Here is an 18942-nt window from a genome sequence, read left to right on the forward strand (position 1 = left end):
CTTGTCGCCCGGCGGCCAACGCGCTATTGCGCTCGATCGTGTCGGCACTACATCGTGTGACGATCATGTCGGAACCGTACCTTTCGAGGATGTCGCCACTCGCAGTGCGCTGTCAGCCGGAATGATTCGTCGGGCGCGCGTCGCCCGCGTTCATCAAATCGATAAGTTCCTTGTAGCCCAACGGGTTCGATGAACCATCGGCAGGCTTCGGCGAATCCACGAAGCTGGGACCGGTGCCGACTCTCCGCGCTAGGAAAGCCTTGGCAGCGCCTCGTTCGGCAATGCGGGGCAGCGGTGCTCGAGCCAGAATCCATACTCTCGGAGATAGGTTTCGAGACCACCCGTGATGAACGCCCAGTACTCGCTCATCAGGAACGTCATGTCCCAACCTCTGTGTTCGGACCACATTTCTTGGGCTGCACCGATCCAGTCGAGCAGTCGGTCCCGCTCGGCCCACCACTCTCGCACCAGCGCCAGCGTCCAGTGTTCGTCTCCGTCACACGCATAGGCTTCGAATACCTCCTGACACGCCGCACTCAGCAGCAGGTGAACCTCATGCTCATCACGCGGCTGCCGGTAGACGAACTCCGAGACGAATTCATCCGTGAAAGCGACATTGGCCGGTGCGACGAACCCGGTTAGGCAGTTGTCGGTTTCGGCGCAGTAGAACGGCCCCGGCACGTTGCGCCAATCCCGCTTGCTCCACTCTCCATGTAGATATCCCTCAGGCGGCCCGAGGAACGCAGTCCCGAAAGGGTACTGAATGACTTCCAGGCCTACCGACGTCGCAACTGGCGGGAGCGGATTCCAGTACACACCCCGACCCTAGCCAGTGCCTGCCCGCTCCAGCCCAATTTCGGGCAGACGCTTGTTCATGCCGTCACCCCGCGCTGGAAACGGAAGTGCACGAGTGCATTTCGCCGATTGGTATATGGACAGCGGCTCTCAAATCATGTCATCGAGGGTGTACTCCGACCCACTGCCAACATCAAACACCCGCCACCCAACCACCTGACCCCAGCGGCACAGAATCTCTAACAAGTCACTAGTCGGTCGTGAGACCAAGATCGATCGCACAAGACCACCGTGGATGTAGAGGTCGATCGCATCAACGCCATCAGGACAATTCACGCCAGACGACTCATCGAACCACTCTGATGCGATCCCGGCGGCCGCGATGCGCGCGTTGAGTTCGCGGCGAATCTGTTCGGGTTCCCCCATGGAGGGGTAGTCGTCGTCCAAGCCTTGGACGGCCGCAACGAAACTGTCGACGCCTGGCTTACCCCTGATCACGATCGTATGTGTGCCCATCCCGCAGACCACCTCCGCTCTCAGAAACCCTTCCGATCATTTGATTTCCACCCAGGATGGTTCCGGTCCGAGGGCGGCGTTGAACTCCGAGATCTTCGCCGGGTCTGCGTATGTGATGTCCAGATTCTCGCTGTCCCACGCGAGGTAGAAGCGTTCCGCCCGTTCGGGCCGGGCGAAGATGGGTGCCAACTGTTCGATCAGCCCGTTGGGTAGGTACTTGCGATACATGGTGAAGGGCAGCGAGTATCGGGCGGTGCCCGTCTCGAATTCGATGATGGCGTTCGGTGCCGGGTCCAAGTCGGCACCCGGTGGGTAGTCGCCGGTCATGTCGGACCTGATCTGACGCAACGGCCCGTCATATCCGCTGATGCGAGCAGACTCGCGCACGATCTCGAGTGCATCGTCGTCGTAGTACTCCACCTGGTTCGTGAAGAACGCGAGGTGGCGAAGCGGCGGGTCTCGTTCGTCGCCCAGCATCTCCAGAACCATCGTCACGGAGTGGAACTCCATGTCCTCGAATACGTCGGTGTGTTCGGCGCATTCGATGACGTCGTCATCGGCTACTTCGTCGGGCCCGAGAATCCCGGCCGTTTCCAGTAACGCGAACGTGGACAGCAGTTGTTCGCGCAGTTCAGGCGCAAGCGGGTGCTGCCACGGGGTCGAGTCCGGCCGCGGTGGGTCGGGCGGCGAGAAACGCAGCTCGTCATCGCGGGCCTCGAGAAACTCCTTGTAGGCCTGCCGTAAGCACCCGAGACCAAACGCGAGAATTCCCCACGCAACCCATTGGTTCGGCATGGGGGTGTTCGGGATCGATTGAATCGCCAGCCAGCTCATGCAGATGCCGATCCCCAAGTACAGGATCGGACCAATCCATCCCAGCCAGTACAGCATCCGGTCAAAGAGGCTCGGTCGCCGCGAGTTCACCGCGCAATCATGCCCGAACGGTAGATGCGGGTTCGAGGATTCGCGTGCGGTCGTCCGGGGTGGTCGCTTTCAGGTGATGGTGCCGGCTCCTGATCGACGGCGCGGAAAAAGTACTCACGGGAATCGACTTCGGCGACTATCGCGCGGAGCGCATCGCGAATTTGGGTCTGTTACTGCGAGATCCCCACTAGCTCCGGCTCGCTCGAGGGGGCTTACCGGTGTGTCGAAGGATCGGCACAGGCCTGGCCTAGGTGCGGTTTGAGTTGGCGCGATTCCACCTATGGTCACGCAAGTTTTGACCCATACTTTGCATTCGATTCCCGTCGGCCGTGCCGAAAGAAAGGTGACGATGCGTCTTCCCTGGAAACCTCGACGCAAGACAACGGTCTTGGCAACGGAAGCTGACCGCCACCGTTACGTACGCGAGCTCGTGATCGACGACCTGCAGCGTCGCGGAATGACGGTGAGCCCTGCACCCGGTGATAGGCCAGGTGACGACCGTTTGGCCACCGACGCGGGGACCGTGCTGTGGCTGAGCAACATGCACACGCGCTGCCGTGACGTGTCGGTCGAGGAGCTGCCGGACGCAGTGCGATTCGAGGTCGACCAGACCTTGGCTGGGCAGGACGCCCCACCGATGTCCGAGCTGTCCGATGCCGAATTCCTCGCTCAGATGCGGACTCGGCTGATCACACCGGATACCGGCGGTGAGCTGTCACTGGACTATGCCAGACCGGCTTTCGACGGACTCGTGGCCGAGCTTCGCCGCGATCTGCCTACCGCCGTGCAGACCGTCAGCGACAGCGACATCGCCGGCCGCGACATCGACTTGCTTTTCCAGGCCGGTCAGCGCAACACGGACGCCGAACCTGTCGATGTCCAAGCGCTGGACCATGAGGTGTTTGCGTTGTCGGGGGACTCGTTGTTCATTGCGTCCAAGGCCCTCAACATGCCGCGGCTGATCGAGACGGTCCTCGATGGTGTCGCGCCGATGGGCGTGTTGTTCAGCGTGCCCCACCGCGGTCTGTTGTTCTTGCACCGAGTGGGGCAGTCCACGCTGGAAGCAGCACCCTGGATCGTCTCGGCCACCGTCAGTGCGGCCGACAATCCACTGGGCGGGGTGGTCAGCTACAACACTTACTTCTGGTACGGCGGCTCGGCGCAGCCGATTACTCGCATTGACGGGGACAACGAATCCATCGCGCTTCTCGTCGAAGGGCCGTTCGCGGACGCCCTCGGCCAAGTGGCTGAGCTACCACGCGGGTAATCGGAGATCGAGACCCTGCTGGGCTATTCGGCGAGGACCACGCTCAAGGCTGCCCAGGAGCCGTCCTCATCAGAGGTTCGGCATCGAACACGTTGGAGAACCCGTCGGTGACAAGATGCCGTGCTGATGCGGCATCGATTGCATTCCGATCAGGGAGCCGAATCATCGTCGTAGTCATCACGGTGGTCGAAACGTTCACCAAGCGGCTTGGAGGGCAGCACACCGAAGACGATCGGGAACACGGATCCGATGTAGGGCAACAGGAATAGCAGGGACATCCATCCTGACAGGTCGGCGTCATGGAGCCGGCGGACCAAGAGTGCCCAGCTTGGAATCGCGCACACCAGTACGAATACGGCCACGGGTAGCAGGGACACGCGCCCGAGCGCGCTGGCATCTCCGGCTACGCCAGCGAATGCCGCGCAGATAAAGGCGACTACTGCGACTGCCAGCTGGACCCACCAGTACTCACTGCGCGACGCGCGGCCGGAGAAGCGGGCGTAGCTGTGGAGGAACCGCGACACCGCCTGGCCGAATGACGCTCCGTACAGCGGCAGCGTGAGGTCGCGGGGATCGGTCGCGCCGACTGGCTCGGATGGGTATTGCGTATCGGACGAGGTTTCCTCGCTGCGGCTCATTGGATCCTCTGCTCGATTATTCGGCTGTGCACGAAATCGCCTGAGTCCTGCTGTCCCGCCTGTTGACGGCCGAGTTCAACGCGGACGGTACAGCGTTGCGTCAAGCAATGCGCGCAATATATGTGGAGTAGAAGTCCAAGTCGGAGCAGATGATTACTCTGTCGGTGCGCGGTCCCGTTGGATGACCGTTTGTGGGCGGGAGGATGGCACGGAATGGCTGTAGACCCTCAGCTTCTGGCTGCGATCGACGGTGCGGTTCGCGCTGACCCGGCCAACCGTGCACTGCGCCTGCACCTGGCAGACCTGCTCCTCGACGACGGGCAGTACGTCGCCGCGCTCGGTCACTGTGAACTTCTCCTGCAGCAGACCCCTGGGGACGCCGAGGTCCTCGTACGTAAGACCGCGGCCCTCGACGGTTTCGGCATGCCCACTGTTACGCCGCAATCGCCTGTCCCCGAGCAGGTTTCCGCCGCGCCGCCACCTGAACAGGTGCCGCCGGCGCAGGTGCCGCAGGCCGAAGCATGGGCCACGGCCGACGACGATGACGACGCCATCCCTGTCAGTGACCTGATGGAGATCGTCCGCCCGGAGCTCACGCTCGACGATGTGGCCGGCATGGACGACGTCAAACAGCGGCTGCGGATGAGCTTTCTCGAACCCATGCGTAACGAGGAACTGCGCAAGTCGTTCGGGCATGCACTGCGATCCAGTCTGCTGTTGTGGGGTCCGCCCGGATGCGGCAAGACATTCCTGGCGAAATCTCTGGCGGGCGAACTCGGGCTGTTCTTCATCCATGTCGGTATCGCCGACATCCTCGACAAATGGCTCGGCAACAGCGAGCGGAACATCAAGGGTGTCTTCGAAGAAGCCCGGCAGATGCGCCCGACCGTGTTGTTCATCGACGAGCTCGACGCGCTGGGCCACAAGCGTGCGCAGACTTCGAGCTTCATCCGCAGCATCGTCAACCAGTTGCTGCTCGAACTCGACGGGGCGACCAGCGACAACGAGGGGCTGCTGGTACTCGGAGCAACCAACCAGGTGTGGGACGTCGACCCCGCACTGCTGCGTCCGGGCCGATTCGACCGGAAAGTACTGGTGCTGCCGCCCGATCGACCCGCCCGAGAGGCGATTCTGGCGCACCACCTGCGCACCAGCCCGACTGATCGGCTGAACCTGGCAGCCGTGGCCGAGCGCACCGACGGGTACTCGGGCGCGGACCTGGCTGGCCTGTGCCGGCGCGCCGTCGAGTTCGCACTACACGACTCGGTGCGACGCGGCTCCACACAACCGGTCAACCAACGTCACCTCGACGCGGCACTCAAGGACACCCAGGCCAGCACGGCATCGTGGTTCAGCCTGGCCCAGAACTATGTCGCGTTCGCCGAGAACCGGGAAGAGTACGCCGAACTCGAGCGCTACCTCACGAGGCGAAAGAAGCGGCGATGACGTCGATGGCCGAGCGTGCCGCCGAGAAGGTGCGGGTTCTTCTCGATCTCGACCGCAACGAAGAGGCCGCTCAGGCGGCACGCACTGGGCTGCAGAGCGACCCGAACAATGCGGAGCTGCTGGGACTTCTGGCCTCCGCGCTGTACGAGGACGGCCATGTGCGTGAGTCGCGGAAGTGGGCTGACCGCTCGCTGTCGATCGACCCGAACCAGGCCTGGGTCCATGACATCCGGGCGCGAGCCATCATCAACGGCGCCGGTAAGCCCAAAGAGGCAGTCGAATCTGCCAGTGCGGCAGTGCGACTCGCACATACCCCCGCCTACTACCGCTACACGCTGACGCGCGCCCAGCTCGGGGCCAAACAACGCAAGGCCGCGCAGTCGACCGCGGAGTCGATCCGCACCGTCGCCCCGGCTTCACCGTTGGGCCCGCTATCGGAAGCGATCGTCGAGATCGACCGCGCCAAGTTCCTCAGAGTTGGTCTGGTGTGGGCGGTGGTGGCCGTGGTGCTGACCCGGGGTTTGGTGCTGATTTTCTGGGCCATGGCGTGGCTCTATATGTATGTTCGGCGACGTGGCCCACTGCGGCGCGCCGACGCCCACCTCATGGAAGCGTTGCGCCTTGATCCCAGCGAAGCCTTTACCCACAGGGTTGCCGCCGAGGTCGCCCGCTACCGTTTTCGGTTTGTCCGGTCGGTCGACTCCGCCCTCGCCTCGGCGGCGATCGACGCCCATATGATCGACGCCACCGAGCTGGCCCGCGGGATCGTGCGTAGAACCACGGGGATCACGCTCGCCACTTTCGTCGTCTGGTTCGTGCTCATGCTGTCGCTGTTCAGCGCCACGGTGCATCCGGTTGTGATGGCCGTTCTCGGCACGATTCTGGTGATCGCCGCAGCGGTGGGAGTGGCCTGGCTGTACCGGGAACAAACCAAACGGCTACCGCCGGGCGTCCTGCGACTCGTCCGCCGACGCTGGGGCCTGCCGGCCACGGTGCTCGTGATCGCGGCGTGGCTATCCCTCATGGCCGCGAACAACCCGCTGAGCATCGCTTTCCCTACGGCGGTCGGCGCTGTGACCGTGCTGGCTGGCTTCTGCGTATTGACCGTGAAGCTGGTGTCCGCCAGGCGTATTGGCTGACCCGCGTGATGGCAATCTGTGACTCACCGGCGTTGTGGCTGAGGCTGATACCAGTGTCGGCCCACTGCCCATCCGAGGAAACGTCGGCCCGTACCCGCCGGCACGGTGCCGCTCGCTGCGAATGTCTTTCCGCCGATGACGTGGTCCAGTCCGTCGATCGCTGGTCGGAATTGGTTGTGGATGCCGGCCGCAAGGGCTTCGCCGTGCAGCATCCCCACCTGTGACTGTTGCACCGCAGGATCGCAGAAGGTGAGCAGGAAGATTGCCTGACGCCAGGCGTATGCGGCGTTCTTGATTTGGATCAGTGCAGAGTGCCAGTCATGGGTGGGTTGTGCGAGTCGTCGGATAGCCCAGGTGAATGTGTTGCGGACCAATTGGGGTGAGCTATCGCGCAACTGGTCAAGGAGGTCGAGTTCGTACACGAGTGTCGCAAGGTTATGGGTGGTAAGGATCTGGCTTTGTTCCAGAATGGCGCCGTTGCGAGCGACCCGGGAGCCGTTGCGGGCTTGGTATTCCGTGGCGCCTGCCTCTTCGGCTCGCCTAGCGCATACCTGAGCGAAGTCCTCTGCTGTCGGCTTTCCCCATCGTTTCGGGGCGTCGCTTCGGGCCGCCCAGAACCAAGCAGGCGGGAGATCGTAGTAGTCGGCGTAGAGGGTGCCGGCCATGGTGCGGCTAGCGATAGCAGCGGCGCTACGCCATTTTGAGGTGAAGGTGCCCATGAAGATGTCAGCGGCGACTTCCTCCACCAGCGGCAGTTGCAGCCCGGATTCGGTCGCCAGCGTGCCGAGTTCGCGGATCAGTGGGTTGGGCAAGATGGTGTGGGGAAACGTGGTCAAGGCAAGCATGCTGGCTTGTCGCAGAGATTGCCGGGCCGCCTTGGCGTTGTCCGCGTGCCGAGATCGGCATGGTTGCAGCGCAGCGATCCACGGCAATTCCTCAAAGCGCACCTGGTGTTCGAGGTTGAGGAGCAGCAGGCTGCGACGGCGGCGGAACGCCGTGTAGGTCTGCTCATAGAGGCCGGCCAGCACCGGATCGCCGATGCTTGCTGCTGTAAGCCGTGATGTCAGCTGCGGCAGCACGATCGCGAGCACCTCGCTGGAGCTGATGACACCACGGCGCACCAACTCATCCACGGGCGCTTCCAGCGCGCGAGTTGCCTTCTGCAGCAAGTGTTGCGGGATCGGTGTCCCCGTGGGGATGCTGTCGACTGTCTCATCGGCTTCGGTGACGTCGGCGGCGATCGAATCTAGCGAAGGCACACCTGCGTTCGCGGGGTAGCGGTCCAAGCGTCGGGCGAGCACGCGGGCCAGTGCGGCGTATGTTGGCGCGTTGGCGATTCTGAGCTGAGTCGCTCGGAGTGTGTCTCGGTGCTGAGAGCCGGCGGCTCCGTGTCGGGTGATCGTGTTCGCCAGAGCGCGACGGATCCCGCCGACCTCATGGACGGGCAGTGTTTCACCCCCGTTTGGGCAGCTTTCAAGAGCGCGGTGCAGCGTGGCGAAATTGCTCTTGGGGTGGGCGTGGCGACCAACGAATTCAACACTGTCGCATGCTTGTTCGAAGTCGGCGAGCCAGCGGGCCCTGTCGTGCGACCACTTTGGCGGCCATTGTTGGCAGGGCCAGCCTCCATGCACGGCCCGAGTTCCGTCGCGGTGAGGCAGTTCACCCTCAACTGTGGTGGACCACAGCGCTACGAGTCGGTCATACAGTGGGTTCCATACGGCCAGCGTTGCCCGCATCGTGGCGATCTGGGGCGGCATTGTCACCGCTCGTAATGACTGTGCCGTCTGCGTGGCAGAGGCCAGCCGCACCGCAGCCCCCGACACGCGGGCCACCGACTCGAACCGTGGGGTGAACCTGAGCCGGTTCATGAACGGCCTCAGTTCTGCGACGAGGTCCAACGCTTGTTCCGGGAAGCCGTTGTCCAACAACAGCACTACGACGCTGAGAGCGGCCTCTTCAGGTATCTCCACGCGATAGTGGCCGCTATGCAAGGCCTCGCGCAGCCGCGTCTGCCCGGCATCGCTTAGAAACCACAGATTGAGCCGTTCACGCTCATTCGCACCCGGGGTATCGCCGGGCAGCGTTGTCAGCAGCGCCACTTCGTCGTCATCGAGTGCGCTCTCCGCCAGATACCGTCCGGTGGCGAAGCCCCCGTGGGCGACCTCCAAGGTCACCCAAACCGGAGTGTCGGCGACAGGTGTGCGATTGCCGACGGAAATCTGGCCGCTGGCGATCCCGAACACGACATCTTCCCAGCGTCGTACTTTCTGCCGCACCCGCTCACGGTCCGCGGCATCGCCCAGCTCAACTGCCCGGGCCATCGCGCGCTGCAGCTGTTGGGTCGCGTACGCCATGGACGCGGTGGGGTAGTGCTCGTCGGGCACGTCAGTCTCCAGAATTGAAGTGGTGACCTGGCGGCGAGGTTCGAACTCACGCCCTTCCGGTTAAGAGCCGGATGCTCTGCCGCTGAGCTACACCAGGTTGCGACATGGCGGTCGCGTCGACATGGAGGCGGGGATCGAACCCGCGCCCTCCCGGTCCGAAGCCGGGCGATCTACCGCTGATCTACTCCATGATGGCGGAACGACGCTAACAGAAGGGACCATTGTTGGCCGGCGATTTCGGCGTGGCGTTGGGTGACTTGATAGCTGTAACTGTTCAGGGCTCGACCCGCGGTGGGCTTCGCGTGGCGGCGGAAAGACACGTATCAGCCGCGGGATGCAGATCCCCGAACATCCCGTAGTGGTCAACCAGAAGTCAGGATTGCGATCACTTCCTGAATTCGGCTGCCTCCTGATTGCGACCCTGTTGCATCTTGGCGAGGTCAACCAGCTCGCCGTAACCCTTGGAAAGTGCTGCAGGGTCCGCGGCGTTTGTCGCCACCCACGAAAGAAGCTGGTCGGCGATGAGATCCACCATCTCGCCACGCGATGGATCCCGCAAATCAAGCATCAGGACATTGTTTTCATTCAGTTCGTGAATTTCCTGGCGCGCTGGCCCCTCCGGCAGCGTGTCCTCAAGAAAATCGAACAAGAAGCTGGTCATCGAACTCTTCCATGACCAGTTACCGTCCTGGAAACGAACAAAACCGCCCATGCAGTCCTCTCGTGTCGCCGCGGATCCGCAGCATGCACACCCCGTGACACGGTCGGTTACCCAGCCTGGCGCATACCGTTCAAGTATGTGCGGACCCAGTAGGCGGATCCTTGAACAAGGTATGCACAACCGCATCATAAGTGTGCCGAGTTCCCGTTTCTGAGTCCACCCGTTTCTAGAGTCGGGCTTGTTGGATCAGATTCAGTTGATGCGGCAGGCCATGAAGAAACATGCGCTTGCTGTTCAGTCGATCGTCGATGGACGTCACGACGACTTCCGCGGTTGCATGGCACGCCGATACGCAGACACGGCACCGCGTTCGGCCGAATGAACGGCGCGCGCCCGCATACCGTTTCACGCTGGAGGAAGTCCGGCGGCGAAGAGGGGTGCGACCACGATGAAATCCGATGATGTTCCGCCGCTCAACCGCAGGAGAGCATTGCTCGGCCTGGCCGCGGTCGGTGGTGTCGCGGCGGTCGGTGTCGGTGGACTCGCCGAGGCCGCCGGCTGGCTGCGGCCCGATGCGCTGACGCCGGCCGACTTCGTCGACCGCTTCGAACAGATCGCCGGCCGGCACGACGGATTCCGGCGCAACCATGCCAAGGGACTGGCCGCCACCGGAACGTTCACCAGCACGGGTGCAGGTGCTCAGGTGAGTCGGGCGGCGGTGTTCAAACCCGGCACGGTGCCCGTCGTCGGCAGGTTCTCACTGTCGGGCGGCCTGCCTGACCAGCCTGACAAGCCCGACACCGGCCGGGGACTGGGCCTGATGTTCCGGCTTCCCGACGGCGAGCAGTGGCGCATCGCGATGGTCAACATCCCGGTGTTCACCGACAACACCCCGCAGGGCTTCTACGACCGGATGCTCGCGTCACGCCCACAACCGCAGACCGGCAAGCCGGACCCGCAGGCGATGGCGGATTTCCTGGCCGCCCATCCGGAGACCGCCGCGGCGATGAAAATCATCAAGCAGAACCCGCCGAGCGCCGGATTCGCCGACAGCACCTACCGCGGGCTGCACGCCTTCCGTGCCATCAACGACAAAGGCGAGACGACGTTTATCCGGTGGACAGCCATGCCGGAACAGCCCGTGTCACCCGAACAGCCCGCCGAACCGCCGGACAGCAACGACAAGAACCGCCTCTTCGAGGCGTTGATCGACACGGTGGCCCGCGGCCCGGTCAGTTGGAAACTGATCCTCACGCTCGCCGAACCCGGTGACCCCACCAACGACCCGACGTTGCCATGGCCGGCGAACCGCCCCACGATCGAGGCGGGCACCATCACCATCGACGCGGTCCACACCGAGGCCCCTGGAAACGCCCGCGACATCAACTTCGATCCGATGGTGCTGCCCGACGGTCTGGCCGCGTCCGACGATCCGCTGCTGAGTGCGCGATCCGCGGTCTATGCCCGCTCGTTCAACCGGAGGGCCCGAGAACCCAAGTCGCCCAGCGCAGTCGTCGTCCCCGGGGGTGAGCAATGACCACCGAGACGAAACCGCCGATCACGCGGTTCAACCTGCCGGCCAGACTGCTGCACTGGGCCATGGCGGTCATGGTGATCGCGCAGTTCTTCATCGGGGTGACGATGATCGCCGCGCTCAGCTACTACCCGCTGCTGCTGGCGATCCACCGACCGCTGGGCATCGCGATCCTGGTGTTCGCGATCGTGCGGCTGATCAACCGGCTGACCCATCGGCTGCCGCCGTTCCTGGCCACGATGGGACCGGTGGAGCGGCGGGTCGCCAGCTATTCCGAATACCTTTTGTACGCACTGCTTTTGGTGCAGCCCCTGATCGGATGGGCCATGCTGTCGGCCGCGCAGTCCCCGGTGGTGATGGTGGGGGCGTTGCACCTGCCCGCGATCGCCCCACACAACATCACCCTCTACGCGGCGCTGCGCACGGCACACACTGTGGCCGCCTACGTGTTGTTCGCGACGTTCACCGCGCACATCTGTGCGGTGCTGTTCCACACCCTGGCTCTGCGCGACGGAATTCTGCGTCGAATGTCGTTGTGGCCCAACCGGAATCATCCCGACGAGTAGGGGAGTGAACCGTCAGCCGTGCAGCGCCTCGCGCAGCGCGGCGATGGCCTTCTCGAACGATTCGGTGGAGGCGGGGACCACACCGACGTAGCCGAGGTAGCCGTGCACCAGGGTCTCGGCATTGTCCAGCTGCACTGGAACGCCTGCGGCGGAAAGCAATTCGGCGTAGCGGATACCGTCGTCACGCAACGGGTCGTGTCCGGCCACGGCGATGTAGGCGGGTGCGAGGCCGGACAGGTCCGCCGCGCGGGCCGGCACCAGCGTGGCCGGCGGATCGGACAGATCCACGTGTCCGGCATACCAACGGGAGAAGCCCTGGACGGCGTCGAGTCCGAGGATCGGCGCCTCGGCGTTCTCGGTGAACGACGGCAGGCTCGTGTCCCACGTGGTGGCCGGGTACCAGAGCAACTGGAAACGCAGCGAGGGAGCACCGGCGTCACGCGCCAGCAGCGCCACGACCGCGCTGAGGTTGCCACCCGCCGAATCCCCGGCCACGGCCAGCCGGTCGGCGTCGGCGCCCAGTTCTGCGGCATTGGCGGCCACCCACTGCGTCACGGCCCACACGTCGTCGACCGCCGCGGGGTAGGGGTGTTCGGGAGCCAGACGGTAGTCCACCGACACCACCACCGCGTCGGCGCCCACGGCGTGCTGGCGGGCGGTGCCGTCGTAGCTGTCCAGGTCACCCAGCGCCCAGCCGCCACCGTGGATGAACACGATCACCGGCAGCGTCGCGCCGTCGGCGGTCGGCGGCCGGTACACCCGCACCGGGATCGGGCCGGCCGGTCCCGGGATCACACGATCCTCGACCTGCACCTCGGGGTGGACCGGCAGCCGCGGAATCTCACTGAACTGGCGCCGGGCCTCCTCGACACCTATATCGGTGGATAGTTGGAACGGCACCGCCTCCAGTACCTTCTGCAGGATGGCATCGACAGCTGGTTTCTCGTCAGCAACGGACATCCCGCCACCGTACGCACACCGCCGGACGGTGTGGCTGTGGGGCGCTGCCGCGGTCGTCGGCGCGGCTTACGGGGTGTTTCTGCTCGTGGTGGCTCTGCGCTTGCCGGCCGGTGCCGATCTCACCGGCCAGTTCTTCGCCCAGCCCGCGGTCAAGGCGCTGCCTGCCCTGCTGCTGGCGGCGGCCGCGTGGGCACATCCGATCGTGCGGGAACGCCGCTGGCTGGTCGGTGCGCTGGTGTTCTCCGCGCTCGGCGACTTCCTGCTCGCCATCCCGTGGTGGCAGCCGTCCTTCGTGCTCGGACTGGCCGCATTCCTGGTCGCGCACCTGTGCTTCCTGGGCGCACTGCTGCCCCTGGTGCGGCGCTCGACGCCGCGCCTGATCGCCGTCGCAGTCACGATCCTCGCCTGCCTGGCGCTGCTGACCTGGTTCTGGCCCCGGCTCGTCGAACAAGGGATGGCCGTTCCGGTGGTCGCCTACATCGCGGTGCTCGGAGCCATGGTGTGCACGGCGCTGCTGGCCCGTCTGCCCACCCCGTGGACCGCGGCCGGGGCGGTGTGTTTCGCGGTGTCGGACTCCATGATCGGCATCAGTCAGTTCGTGCGTGGCGACCAGTTGCTCGCCGTTCCGATCTGGTGGGCGTACGCGACGTCGCTACTGCTGATCACGGCGGGCATGTTCTTCGGCCGGGCGTCAGACAAGTCTGCTAAAGCTGTGAAGTGACGATCACCCGCCGCGCCGCCGAGCATGAGCCCATCGCGCGGGTGCTTCCCCTGCTCACCGTTCCGCACCTGGACCGGGAGTTCGACTATCTGGTGTCGGAAGAACAATCCGACGATGCCCAGCCCGGCGTGCGGGTCCGGGTGCGCTTCAACGGCAGGCTGGTCGACGCGTACCTGCTGGAGCGGCGGTCCGACACCGACCACACCGGAAAGCTGGGCTGGCTCGATCGGGTGGTCTCGCCCGAGCCGGTACTCACCGCGGAGATCCGGCGGCTCGTCGACGCCGTCGCGGCCCGCTACGCCGGAACCCGCGCGGACGTGCTGCGTCTGGCGGTGCCGCCGCGCCACGCCAGGGCCGAGAAGCAGACTCCCGCCGAGCCGGAGCCGGTCGCGGCCATCCCGGTCGACACCAGCGCCTGGGCCCGTTACGGCCGTGGCGAACAGTTCCTGACCGCAATCGGTGAAGGCCGTGCGGCGCGGGCCGTGTGGCAGGCGCTACCCGGGGAGAACTGGACACACCGGCTGGCCGAGGCGGCCGCCGTGGCGGTCAACGCGGGTCTGGGCGTGGTGGCCGTGGTGCCGGATCAGCGCGATGTGGATGCGCTGTATGCCGCGGCGACCGAACAGGTGCCCGCGTCGCGGGTGGTGGCGTTGTCGGCCGGGCTGGGCCCGTCGGCCCGGTACCGCCGCTGGCTGGCTGCGCTGCGGGGACAGGCCCAGGTGGTGATCGGCACCCGCAGTGCGGTGTTCGCCCCGGTGACCAACCTCGGGTTGGTGCTGGTGTGGGACGACGGCGACGACAACCTCGCCGAGCCGCGCGCGCCGTACCCCCATGCCCGCGAGGTCGCCATGCTGCGGGCACATCAGCTGCGCTGCGCCGCGATCATCGGTGGCTATGCACGGACCGCCGAGGCACAGGCCCTGGTGCGCACCCGCTGGGCGCACGACGTGGTGGCGGCCCGGCCGGTGGTCCGCGCCGCCGCACCACGGGTGGTCGCGCTGGAAGGCAGCGGGTACGCCCAGGAACGCGACCCGGCCGCCCACACCGCCCGGCTGCCGTCCATGGCGCTGCAGGCGGCCCGTTCGGCGCTGCAGGCCGAACACCCGGTGCTCATCCAGGTTCCGCGCCGCGGCTACGTGCCTGCGCTGGCCTGTGCGCGCTGTCGCGCCGTGACCCGCTGCAGGCACTGCACCGGCCCGCTGGCCCTGCCGGACCGCGGGAGCGCAGCTGCCGAATGCCGGTGGTGCGGCCGGGCCGAACCTGCATTGCGTTGTGCGCGTTGCGGTTCGGATGCGGTGCGGGCGGTCGTGGTGGGAGCGCGCCGTACCGCGGAGGAGTTGGGCCGGGCGTTTCCTGGCACCTCCGTGATCACCTCGGGCGGCGACGCGGTGCTCGGTACGGTGGGGGCTGGCCCTGCCCTGGTGGTCAGCACGCCCGGTGCGGAGCCGATCGCCGAAGGCGGGTACGGCGCGGCCCTGCTGCTCGACGCCTGGGCGCTATTGGGCCGGCAGGATCTGCGTGCCGCCGAGGACACCCTGCGCCGATGGATGGCCGCCGCTGCCCTGGTTCGGCCGCGCACCGACGGCGGGGTGGTGGCCGTGGTGGCGGAGTCGGCGATCTTCACCGTGCAGGCACTGATCCGGTGGGATCCGGTGGGGCATGCCGACGCCGAGCTCGACGGGCGCGGCGAGGTCGGACTGCCACCCGCCGTGCACATGGCGGCCATCGACGGGACGACGACAGCGGTCGAGGCACTACTCGAGACCGCGCAACTGCCCGATATCGCGGAAATCCTCGGGCCGGTGGAACTGCCCGTCGGCGCACGCCGGCCACCGGGCCTCGACGCCGACGCCGAGGTGAGCCGGATGCTGGTCCGGGTGCCCCGCGACGGAGGCCTGGAGCTGGCGGCCGCGCTCCGCAAGGCCACCGCGGTGCTCAGCGCGCGCAAGGATCAGCAACCGTGTCGTATCCAAATCGACCCGCTGCATATCGGGTAAGGCGGATACTTCTCCCGTTGTGGCTCTAAGCACGCAGTGCTGCAACGGTTTCCGCACTGGCTGCAACCGTGCCGTTCGCAACTTCCCGTGCGGAATCAAGGTCCACATAAGAGCGAGGGGGAAACCCGCGAATGGGTTACTCGCGGCCTGCGTGACGCAAAAATTGTTGAGGTTAGATGTCAATACGGGACGACTGCTCAGGAAATTCTCGTTATACGTCGTTCCTCGGGGCGTAATTCCCGATTTTTACACCAGCGAGTTCAAGCCTTTTTAGTTTCAAGGTGCATAAGTCCTCAAACCAGTCGGTTTCCTTTCCCGACCACGGATGATTGTTTTTGTAGTTTTCACCCATGCTGGCGAGTAGTACGTCTTCAAAGCGTGTAATTTGTCCCATCCGTGAACCATTGGCGATTCTGCTGATGGTGTCATCGTTATAGCCGTCGAGGGCATGGTCAACCTGCTTGATTGACGTAAAGCCTAAGTGTTTCAGCATGCGGGTTGCGAAACTGTAACTCCACTCTCGCATGCGTCCATCCTCTCCCAATTTCTTGTCGAGAAGTGTCTTCAAGCTATCGGGAGTAAGCTCCACATCGAGATCGCCAGAAGCGATGCGTTTCCGGGCGTCCTCTAGTAGTTTGCGGTGCGCGTCCTCCAGTGCTTGGAATTCTCGATCGCCGATCTCCAACATTCCGGCGAGCGCAAGGAATCGTCTACGAATTTCCTTTGGTAGCACGTCTACTGCTTTGTATTGAATCTCGTGTTCAATCTCCGCCCAGGCGTGTTGGAGAATTGTCCGCACCTGGACTTCAGCAATGAATCCACTAAACCGCGCGTATTCGGGAAGTTGTATGCGATTGTCTTTAATCTTCACGAGGTAGTGGATGCTTTGGTACCCCAAACGAGCTTCGCCGCTTTTCTCGCCTCCTCGATCGTTTCGCTCGACGATGTCGAATTGATCTTTGATTATCTTGTCGACGTGCGCCAACGAGGATAGAAAGAATGTAATCACACGTGCGGCGGCGAGGTCGGTGATATCCTGAAGTGGACTCCCATACTTGGGCCGGTCTGGATCCTCGGGATGTGGGGACGCTGCTTTTTTGCCGAAACTCTCAATTTCCTTAGCCCGCGATTCAATGGAGTGAACCATCACATTGTCGTGATTCAGAGACCGTTCCAGGATATCTCGAATTGTCTTTGCAAAATCCTGGTACGTGCCCCGTATGCGTCGATACTCGTCTTCGGCGCGGACCTGATGAGCCTCGAAATCGAAGCCGAGCGAATCCTCGCCCGACGGTTCAGCCGGGTCGAGGCCTGCGCTGCCGGTGGCAAGTGGAGTCGAGGGACGCTCGCTGGCGGTCGTAGTCATTTGTCTCCTGAGCCAGTAGGGCCGTGCCTGGGCGAACACTACCGCGATGCAAGACCCCATGAGTTCCACCCGGCTCATTTGCTGCAATCCTGCATTTTGAGCGCGAAGTCGGATGGCTCCGTATCACCGCGTAGTGTTCCAAGGACGCAGCGTCTGCGGTGGGAACGGCTAATAGTGGATCGCTGTACTGTCGCCGAGCAGCAGCAGCGCCCACAAGGATCAGCAACCGTGTCGTATCCAAATTGATCCATTGCACATAGGGTAGGGCGAACACTTCACCCGGTACCGGTGAGTGCCGAACCAGGAGGCTGCGATGCGCCGGGTGTGGTCGTGGTTGTTTACGTTGGGGCTCATCGCCTTTGGCCTGCTGTGGCCGCTGCTGTTCACCGGCGGGTCAGGGTCGGGCGCCGGCGGGCCTGCCGATCCGGTGTTGATCACCGATTACCGTGCTGATTTCACCGTTGACACCGCCGGACGGATGACCGCGGTCGAGACCATCACCGGTAATTTCCCCAGCGGGCGGCACGGCATCTTCCGCTACTGGGACGTGGCCAACCAGAACAATTCCCGCCTCCGGCAGGTACCCGAGATCACGTCGATCACGCTGGACGGCGCGCCGGCGCCCTACCAACTGCTGTGGGAGAAGGGTGAGCGGTTCCGGGTGGCAAAGGTCGGTGACCCCGACACCACCCTGGACTACGGCAGCCACGTCTTCGAGATCCGCTACACCATCGCTGGTGTCCTGGATCCGGGCAGCGTCGGTGCCGGCCGTCAGTTCGCCGGGAGTACCGGGAATCCCGACGCCCGATCCGCCTTCTACTGGAACGTCGTCGCACCCGCGTGGAACAACACGATCGAGCGGGCCGAAATCTCGGTCACGCTGCCGGCCGAGGTCACCGGCGCCGGTTGCAGTGTCGGATTCGGCGTCGGCAGCGCCTGCACGGATCTGCGCACCGACGGCAACACCGTGCGACTGGTGGCGACCGGCCTGGAGCCACACACCCCGGTGACGTTGCGCGCCGGCGTCGACGTGGCCCCACCGCCGCAGACGACGTTGCCGTGGCCGTACACGTGGGACCGGATCCTCGGGCGGTCGGTAACCGCTCTGGTCTGGTTCGCGTTGCTGACCGCCGGGATGGGACTGCTCGCCTACTTCTGGTCGAGGACCACCGTCGAACCCGCACCGGGGTTCCCGGTGCAGTACGCCCCGCCGGAAGGGCTCGGGCCGGTGCAGACCGAGTTCATCCGTACCGAGAGCGTCCCCAAGAACGGGCTGAGCGCAACCCTGTTCCACCTTGCCGAGCGTGGACTCGTGGAGCTGCGGCAGGTCAGTGCCCAACACTGGAAGATCAAAGGTCTCGCCAAGCCGGCCGAGTGGGCCGATGTCGATCCGGTCGGCATCGACGTGGGTGCAGCGCTCAAGGTGATGTCCCGCGGTGCCGAGTTCTCCGCCAACAACACCGCGACATCGGGCAAGAAGCTCAGCAAGGCCAAGGCGGACATGGTGGTCGCCGTGCGCAAATGGGCGTTCGACGGCGGCTTCATGGTCAAGCGCCGCAAGGAACTGTGGATATGCGTCGCCAACGTGGTGGCGTTCCTCGCCGCGGTGGCCGGGTTCTGGCTGTGGTTCGGGATACCGGTCACGTTGTGCGGTCTGCCGTTCGCCGCGTTCTTCGTGTTCTCCGTGGGTGTCTGGTCTGGCGGTGTCGGCACTCGCCGGACCCCCGCTGGCCGGGAATTGTGGTCGCGGGCAGAGGGTTTCCATCGTCTGTTGTCCACCGATTCGGCCGAGACCCGGTTCGACTTCGCCGCCCGCAAGGATCTCTACCTGGCCTACATTCCGTTCGCAGTGGCCGGCGGCGGCGCCGCACTGTGGGCCAAGAAATATCAGGACACGATGGGTGCCGGTGCACCCCAACCTGATTGGTACAACTCGTCGTCGTCGGACAACAGCCACAGCTTCACCGGTGGATCCGGCGGCGCAGACTTCGACAGTTTCGAATCGGCACTATCGTCATCGATCGGGGC

At 64.5% G+C, this 18942-nt stretch carries 16 protein-coding genes and 2 tRNA genes; 8 read left to right on the forward strand and 10 right to left on the reverse strand.

The features are described 5' to 3' along the window. Positions 1-249: 249 nt before the first annotated feature. The 3 genes from EYZ64_RS14610 to EYZ64_RS14620 all read right to left on the reverse strand — a co-directional run bounded on the left by EYZ64_RS14610 (position 250) and on the right by EYZ64_RS14620 (position 2235). Complete coding sequence (locus EYZ64_RS14610; RefSeq protein WP_286174914.1) at positions 250-816, reverse strand: ferredoxin; 567 nt, start codon at positions 814-816, stop codon at positions 250-252. A 129-nt stretch (positions 817-945) separates the two neighbouring features. Then, the gene (locus EYZ64_RS14615) at positions 946-1311 is read right to left on the reverse strand and encodes a hypothetical protein (RefSeq protein ID WP_135454180.1); all 366 of its coding nucleotides are present in this window, start codon (positions 1309-1311) and stop codon (positions 946-948) included. 36 nt (positions 1312-1347) lie between these two features. Beyond that, on the reverse strand, positions 1348-2235 hold the full coding sequence (locus tag EYZ64_RS14620; RefSeq protein ID WP_135454182.1) for a hypothetical protein: 888 nt from the start codon (positions 2233-2235) through the stop codon (positions 1348-1350). A 388-nt stretch (positions 2236-2623) separates the two neighbouring features. Between EYZ64_RS14620 and EYZ64_RS14625 the strand changes: the two genes are divergently transcribed. Continuing rightward, a complete protein-coding gene (locus EYZ64_RS14625; RefSeq protein ID WP_135454184.1) occupies positions 2624-3502 on the forward strand; it encodes a hypothetical protein in 879 nt (292 codons plus the stop codon). A 149-nt stretch (positions 3503-3651) separates the two neighbouring features. Here the strand turns inward: EYZ64_RS14625 and EYZ64_RS14630 are convergent, their stop codons facing one another. Continuing rightward, positions 3652-4140 (reverse strand): DUF805 domain-containing protein, encoded by a 489-nt coding sequence (locus tag EYZ64_RS14630; protein ID WP_135454186.1) that lies wholly within the window; start codon positions 4138-4140, stop codon positions 3652-3654. A 213-nt stretch (positions 4141-4353) separates the two neighbouring features. On the opposite strand from EYZ64_RS14630, the gene EYZ64_RS14635 reads away from it, so the two are divergent. Beyond that, positions 4354-5586: an ATP-binding protein gene (locus tag EYZ64_RS14635; protein WP_135454188.1), complete on the forward strand. Its 1233-nt coding sequence runs from the start codon at positions 4354-4356 to the stop codon at positions 5584-5586. After that, entirely contained in the window at positions 5583-6725 is a 1143-nt protein-coding gene (locus EYZ64_RS14640) for a tetratricopeptide repeat protein (RefSeq protein WP_135454190.1), read from the forward strand. The genes EYZ64_RS14635 and EYZ64_RS14640 overlap by 4 nt, the downstream gene beginning before the upstream one ends. A gap of 23 nt (positions 6726-6748) precedes the next feature. Here the strand turns inward: EYZ64_RS14640 and EYZ64_RS14645 are convergent, their stop codons facing one another. From EYZ64_RS14645 to EYZ64_RS14660, 4 genes are all read right to left on the reverse strand, one after another. Next, positions 6749-9109 carry a hypothetical protein gene (locus EYZ64_RS14645; RefSeq protein ID WP_135454192.1) on the reverse strand — a complete coding sequence of 787 codons (2361 nt, stop codon included), beginning with the start codon at positions 9107-9109 and terminating at the stop codon, positions 6749-6751. 25 nt (positions 9110-9134) lie between these two features. Next, positions 9135-9206: transfer RNA gene (locus tag EYZ64_RS14650), tRNA-Lys, on the reverse strand. 22 nt (positions 9207-9228) lie between these two features. Further along, positions 9229-9300, reverse strand: a tRNA-Arg gene (locus tag EYZ64_RS14655). Positions 9301-9494: 194 nt separating this feature from the next. Beyond that, positions 9495-9770: a hypothetical protein gene (locus EYZ64_RS14660; protein WP_135454194.1), complete on the reverse strand. Its 276-nt coding sequence runs from the start codon at positions 9768-9770 to the stop codon at positions 9495-9497. 448 nt (positions 9771-10218) lie between these two features. On the opposite strand from EYZ64_RS14660, the gene EYZ64_RS14665 reads away from it, so the two are divergent. Further along, on the forward strand, positions 10219-11307 hold the full coding sequence (locus EYZ64_RS14665; protein ID WP_135454197.1) for a catalase family peroxidase: 1089 nt from the start codon (positions 10219-10221) through the stop codon (positions 11305-11307). Next, a complete protein-coding gene (locus EYZ64_RS14670; protein WP_135454198.1) occupies positions 11304-11870 on the forward strand; it encodes a cytochrome b in 567 nt (188 codons plus the stop codon). The genes EYZ64_RS14665 and EYZ64_RS14670 overlap by 4 nt, the downstream gene beginning before the upstream one ends. A gap of 12 nt (positions 11871-11882) precedes the next feature. Here the strand turns inward: EYZ64_RS14670 and EYZ64_RS14675 are convergent, their stop codons facing one another. Further along, positions 11883-12830, reverse strand: a complete 948-nt coding sequence (locus EYZ64_RS14675; RefSeq protein ID WP_167857831.1) for an alpha/beta hydrolase — start codon at positions 12828-12830, stop codon at positions 11883-11885. On the opposite strand from EYZ64_RS14675, the gene EYZ64_RS14680 reads away from it, so the two are divergent. Both EYZ64_RS14680 and EYZ64_RS14685 read left to right on the forward strand, forming a co-directional pair. After that, a complete protein-coding gene (locus EYZ64_RS14680; RefSeq protein WP_167857832.1) occupies positions 12793-13551 on the forward strand; it encodes a lysoplasmalogenase in 759 nt (252 codons plus the stop codon). The two genes, EYZ64_RS14675 and EYZ64_RS14680, sit on opposite strands and share 38 nt — an antisense overlap. Beyond that, positions 13548-15548: a primosomal protein N' gene (locus EYZ64_RS14685; protein ID WP_135454200.1), complete on the forward strand. Its 2001-nt coding sequence runs from the start codon at positions 13548-13550 to the stop codon at positions 15546-15548. Before EYZ64_RS14680 ends, EYZ64_RS14685 begins: the two co-directional genes overlap by 4 nt. A gap of 211 nt (positions 15549-15759) precedes the next feature. Here EYZ64_RS14685 and EYZ64_RS14690 read toward each other — a convergent pair whose 3' ends face one another. Then, complete coding sequence (locus EYZ64_RS14690; RefSeq protein WP_167857833.1) at positions 15760-16914, reverse strand: GTP pyrophosphokinase; 1155 nt, start codon at positions 16912-16914, stop codon at positions 15760-15762. Between the two features lie 313 nt (positions 16915-17227). On the opposite strand from EYZ64_RS14690, the gene EYZ64_RS14695 reads away from it, so the two are divergent. Further along, the coding region (locus tag EYZ64_RS14695) for a DUF2207 domain-containing protein (protein ID WP_135460012.1) at positions 17228-18942 on the forward strand (1715 nt) is incomplete at its 3' end.

It is taken from the genome of Mycobacterium sp. DL99 (genome assembly GCF_004762045.1).
Taxonomy (GTDB): domain Bacteria; phylum Actinomycetota; class Actinomycetes; order Mycobacteriales; family Mycobacteriaceae; genus Mycobacterium.

What these genes read in the sequence shown, in the direction of transcription:
- EYZ64_RS14615 (WP_135454180.1), bottom strand. Translation starts at nt 1,311, where the DNA reads ATGGGCACACATACGATCGTGATCAGGGGTAAGCCAGGCGTCGACAGT.
- EYZ64_RS14630 (WP_135454186.1), bottom strand. Translation starts at nt 4,140, where the DNA reads ATGAGCCGCAGCGAGGAAACCTCGTCCGATACGCAATACCCATCCGAG.
- EYZ64_RS14635 (WP_135454188.1), top strand. Translation starts at nt 4,354, where the DNA reads ATGGCTGTAGACCCTCAGCTTCTGGCTGCGATCGACGGTGCGGTTCGC.
- EYZ64_RS14640 (WP_135454190.1), top strand. Translation starts at nt 5,583, where the DNA reads ATGACGTCGATGGCCGAGCGTGCCGCCGAGAAGGTGCGGGTTCTTCTC.
- EYZ64_RS14660 (WP_135454194.1), bottom strand. Translation starts at nt 9,770, where the DNA reads ATGACCAGCTTCTTGTTCGATTTTCTTGAGGACACGCTGCCGGAGGGG.
- EYZ64_RS14665 (WP_135454197.1), top strand. Translation starts at nt 10,219, where the DNA reads ATGAAATCCGATGATGTTCCGCCGCTCAACCGCAGGAGAGCATTGCTC.
- EYZ64_RS14670 (WP_135454198.1), top strand. Translation starts at nt 11,304, where the DNA reads ATGACCACCGAGACGAAACCGCCGATCACGCGGTTCAACCTGCCGGCC.
- EYZ64_RS14680 (WP_167857832.1), top strand. Translation starts at nt 12,793, where the DNA reads ATGGCATCGACAGCTGGTTTCTCGTCAGCAACGGACATCCCGCCACCG.
- EYZ64_RS14675 (WP_167857831.1), bottom strand. Translation starts at nt 12,830, where the DNA reads ATGTCCGTTGCTGACGAGAAACCAGCTGTCGATGCCATCCTGCAGAAG.
- EYZ64_RS14690 (WP_167857833.1), bottom strand. Translation starts at nt 16,914, where the DNA reads ATGACTACGACCGCCAGCGAGCGTCCCTCGACTCCACTTGCCACCGGC.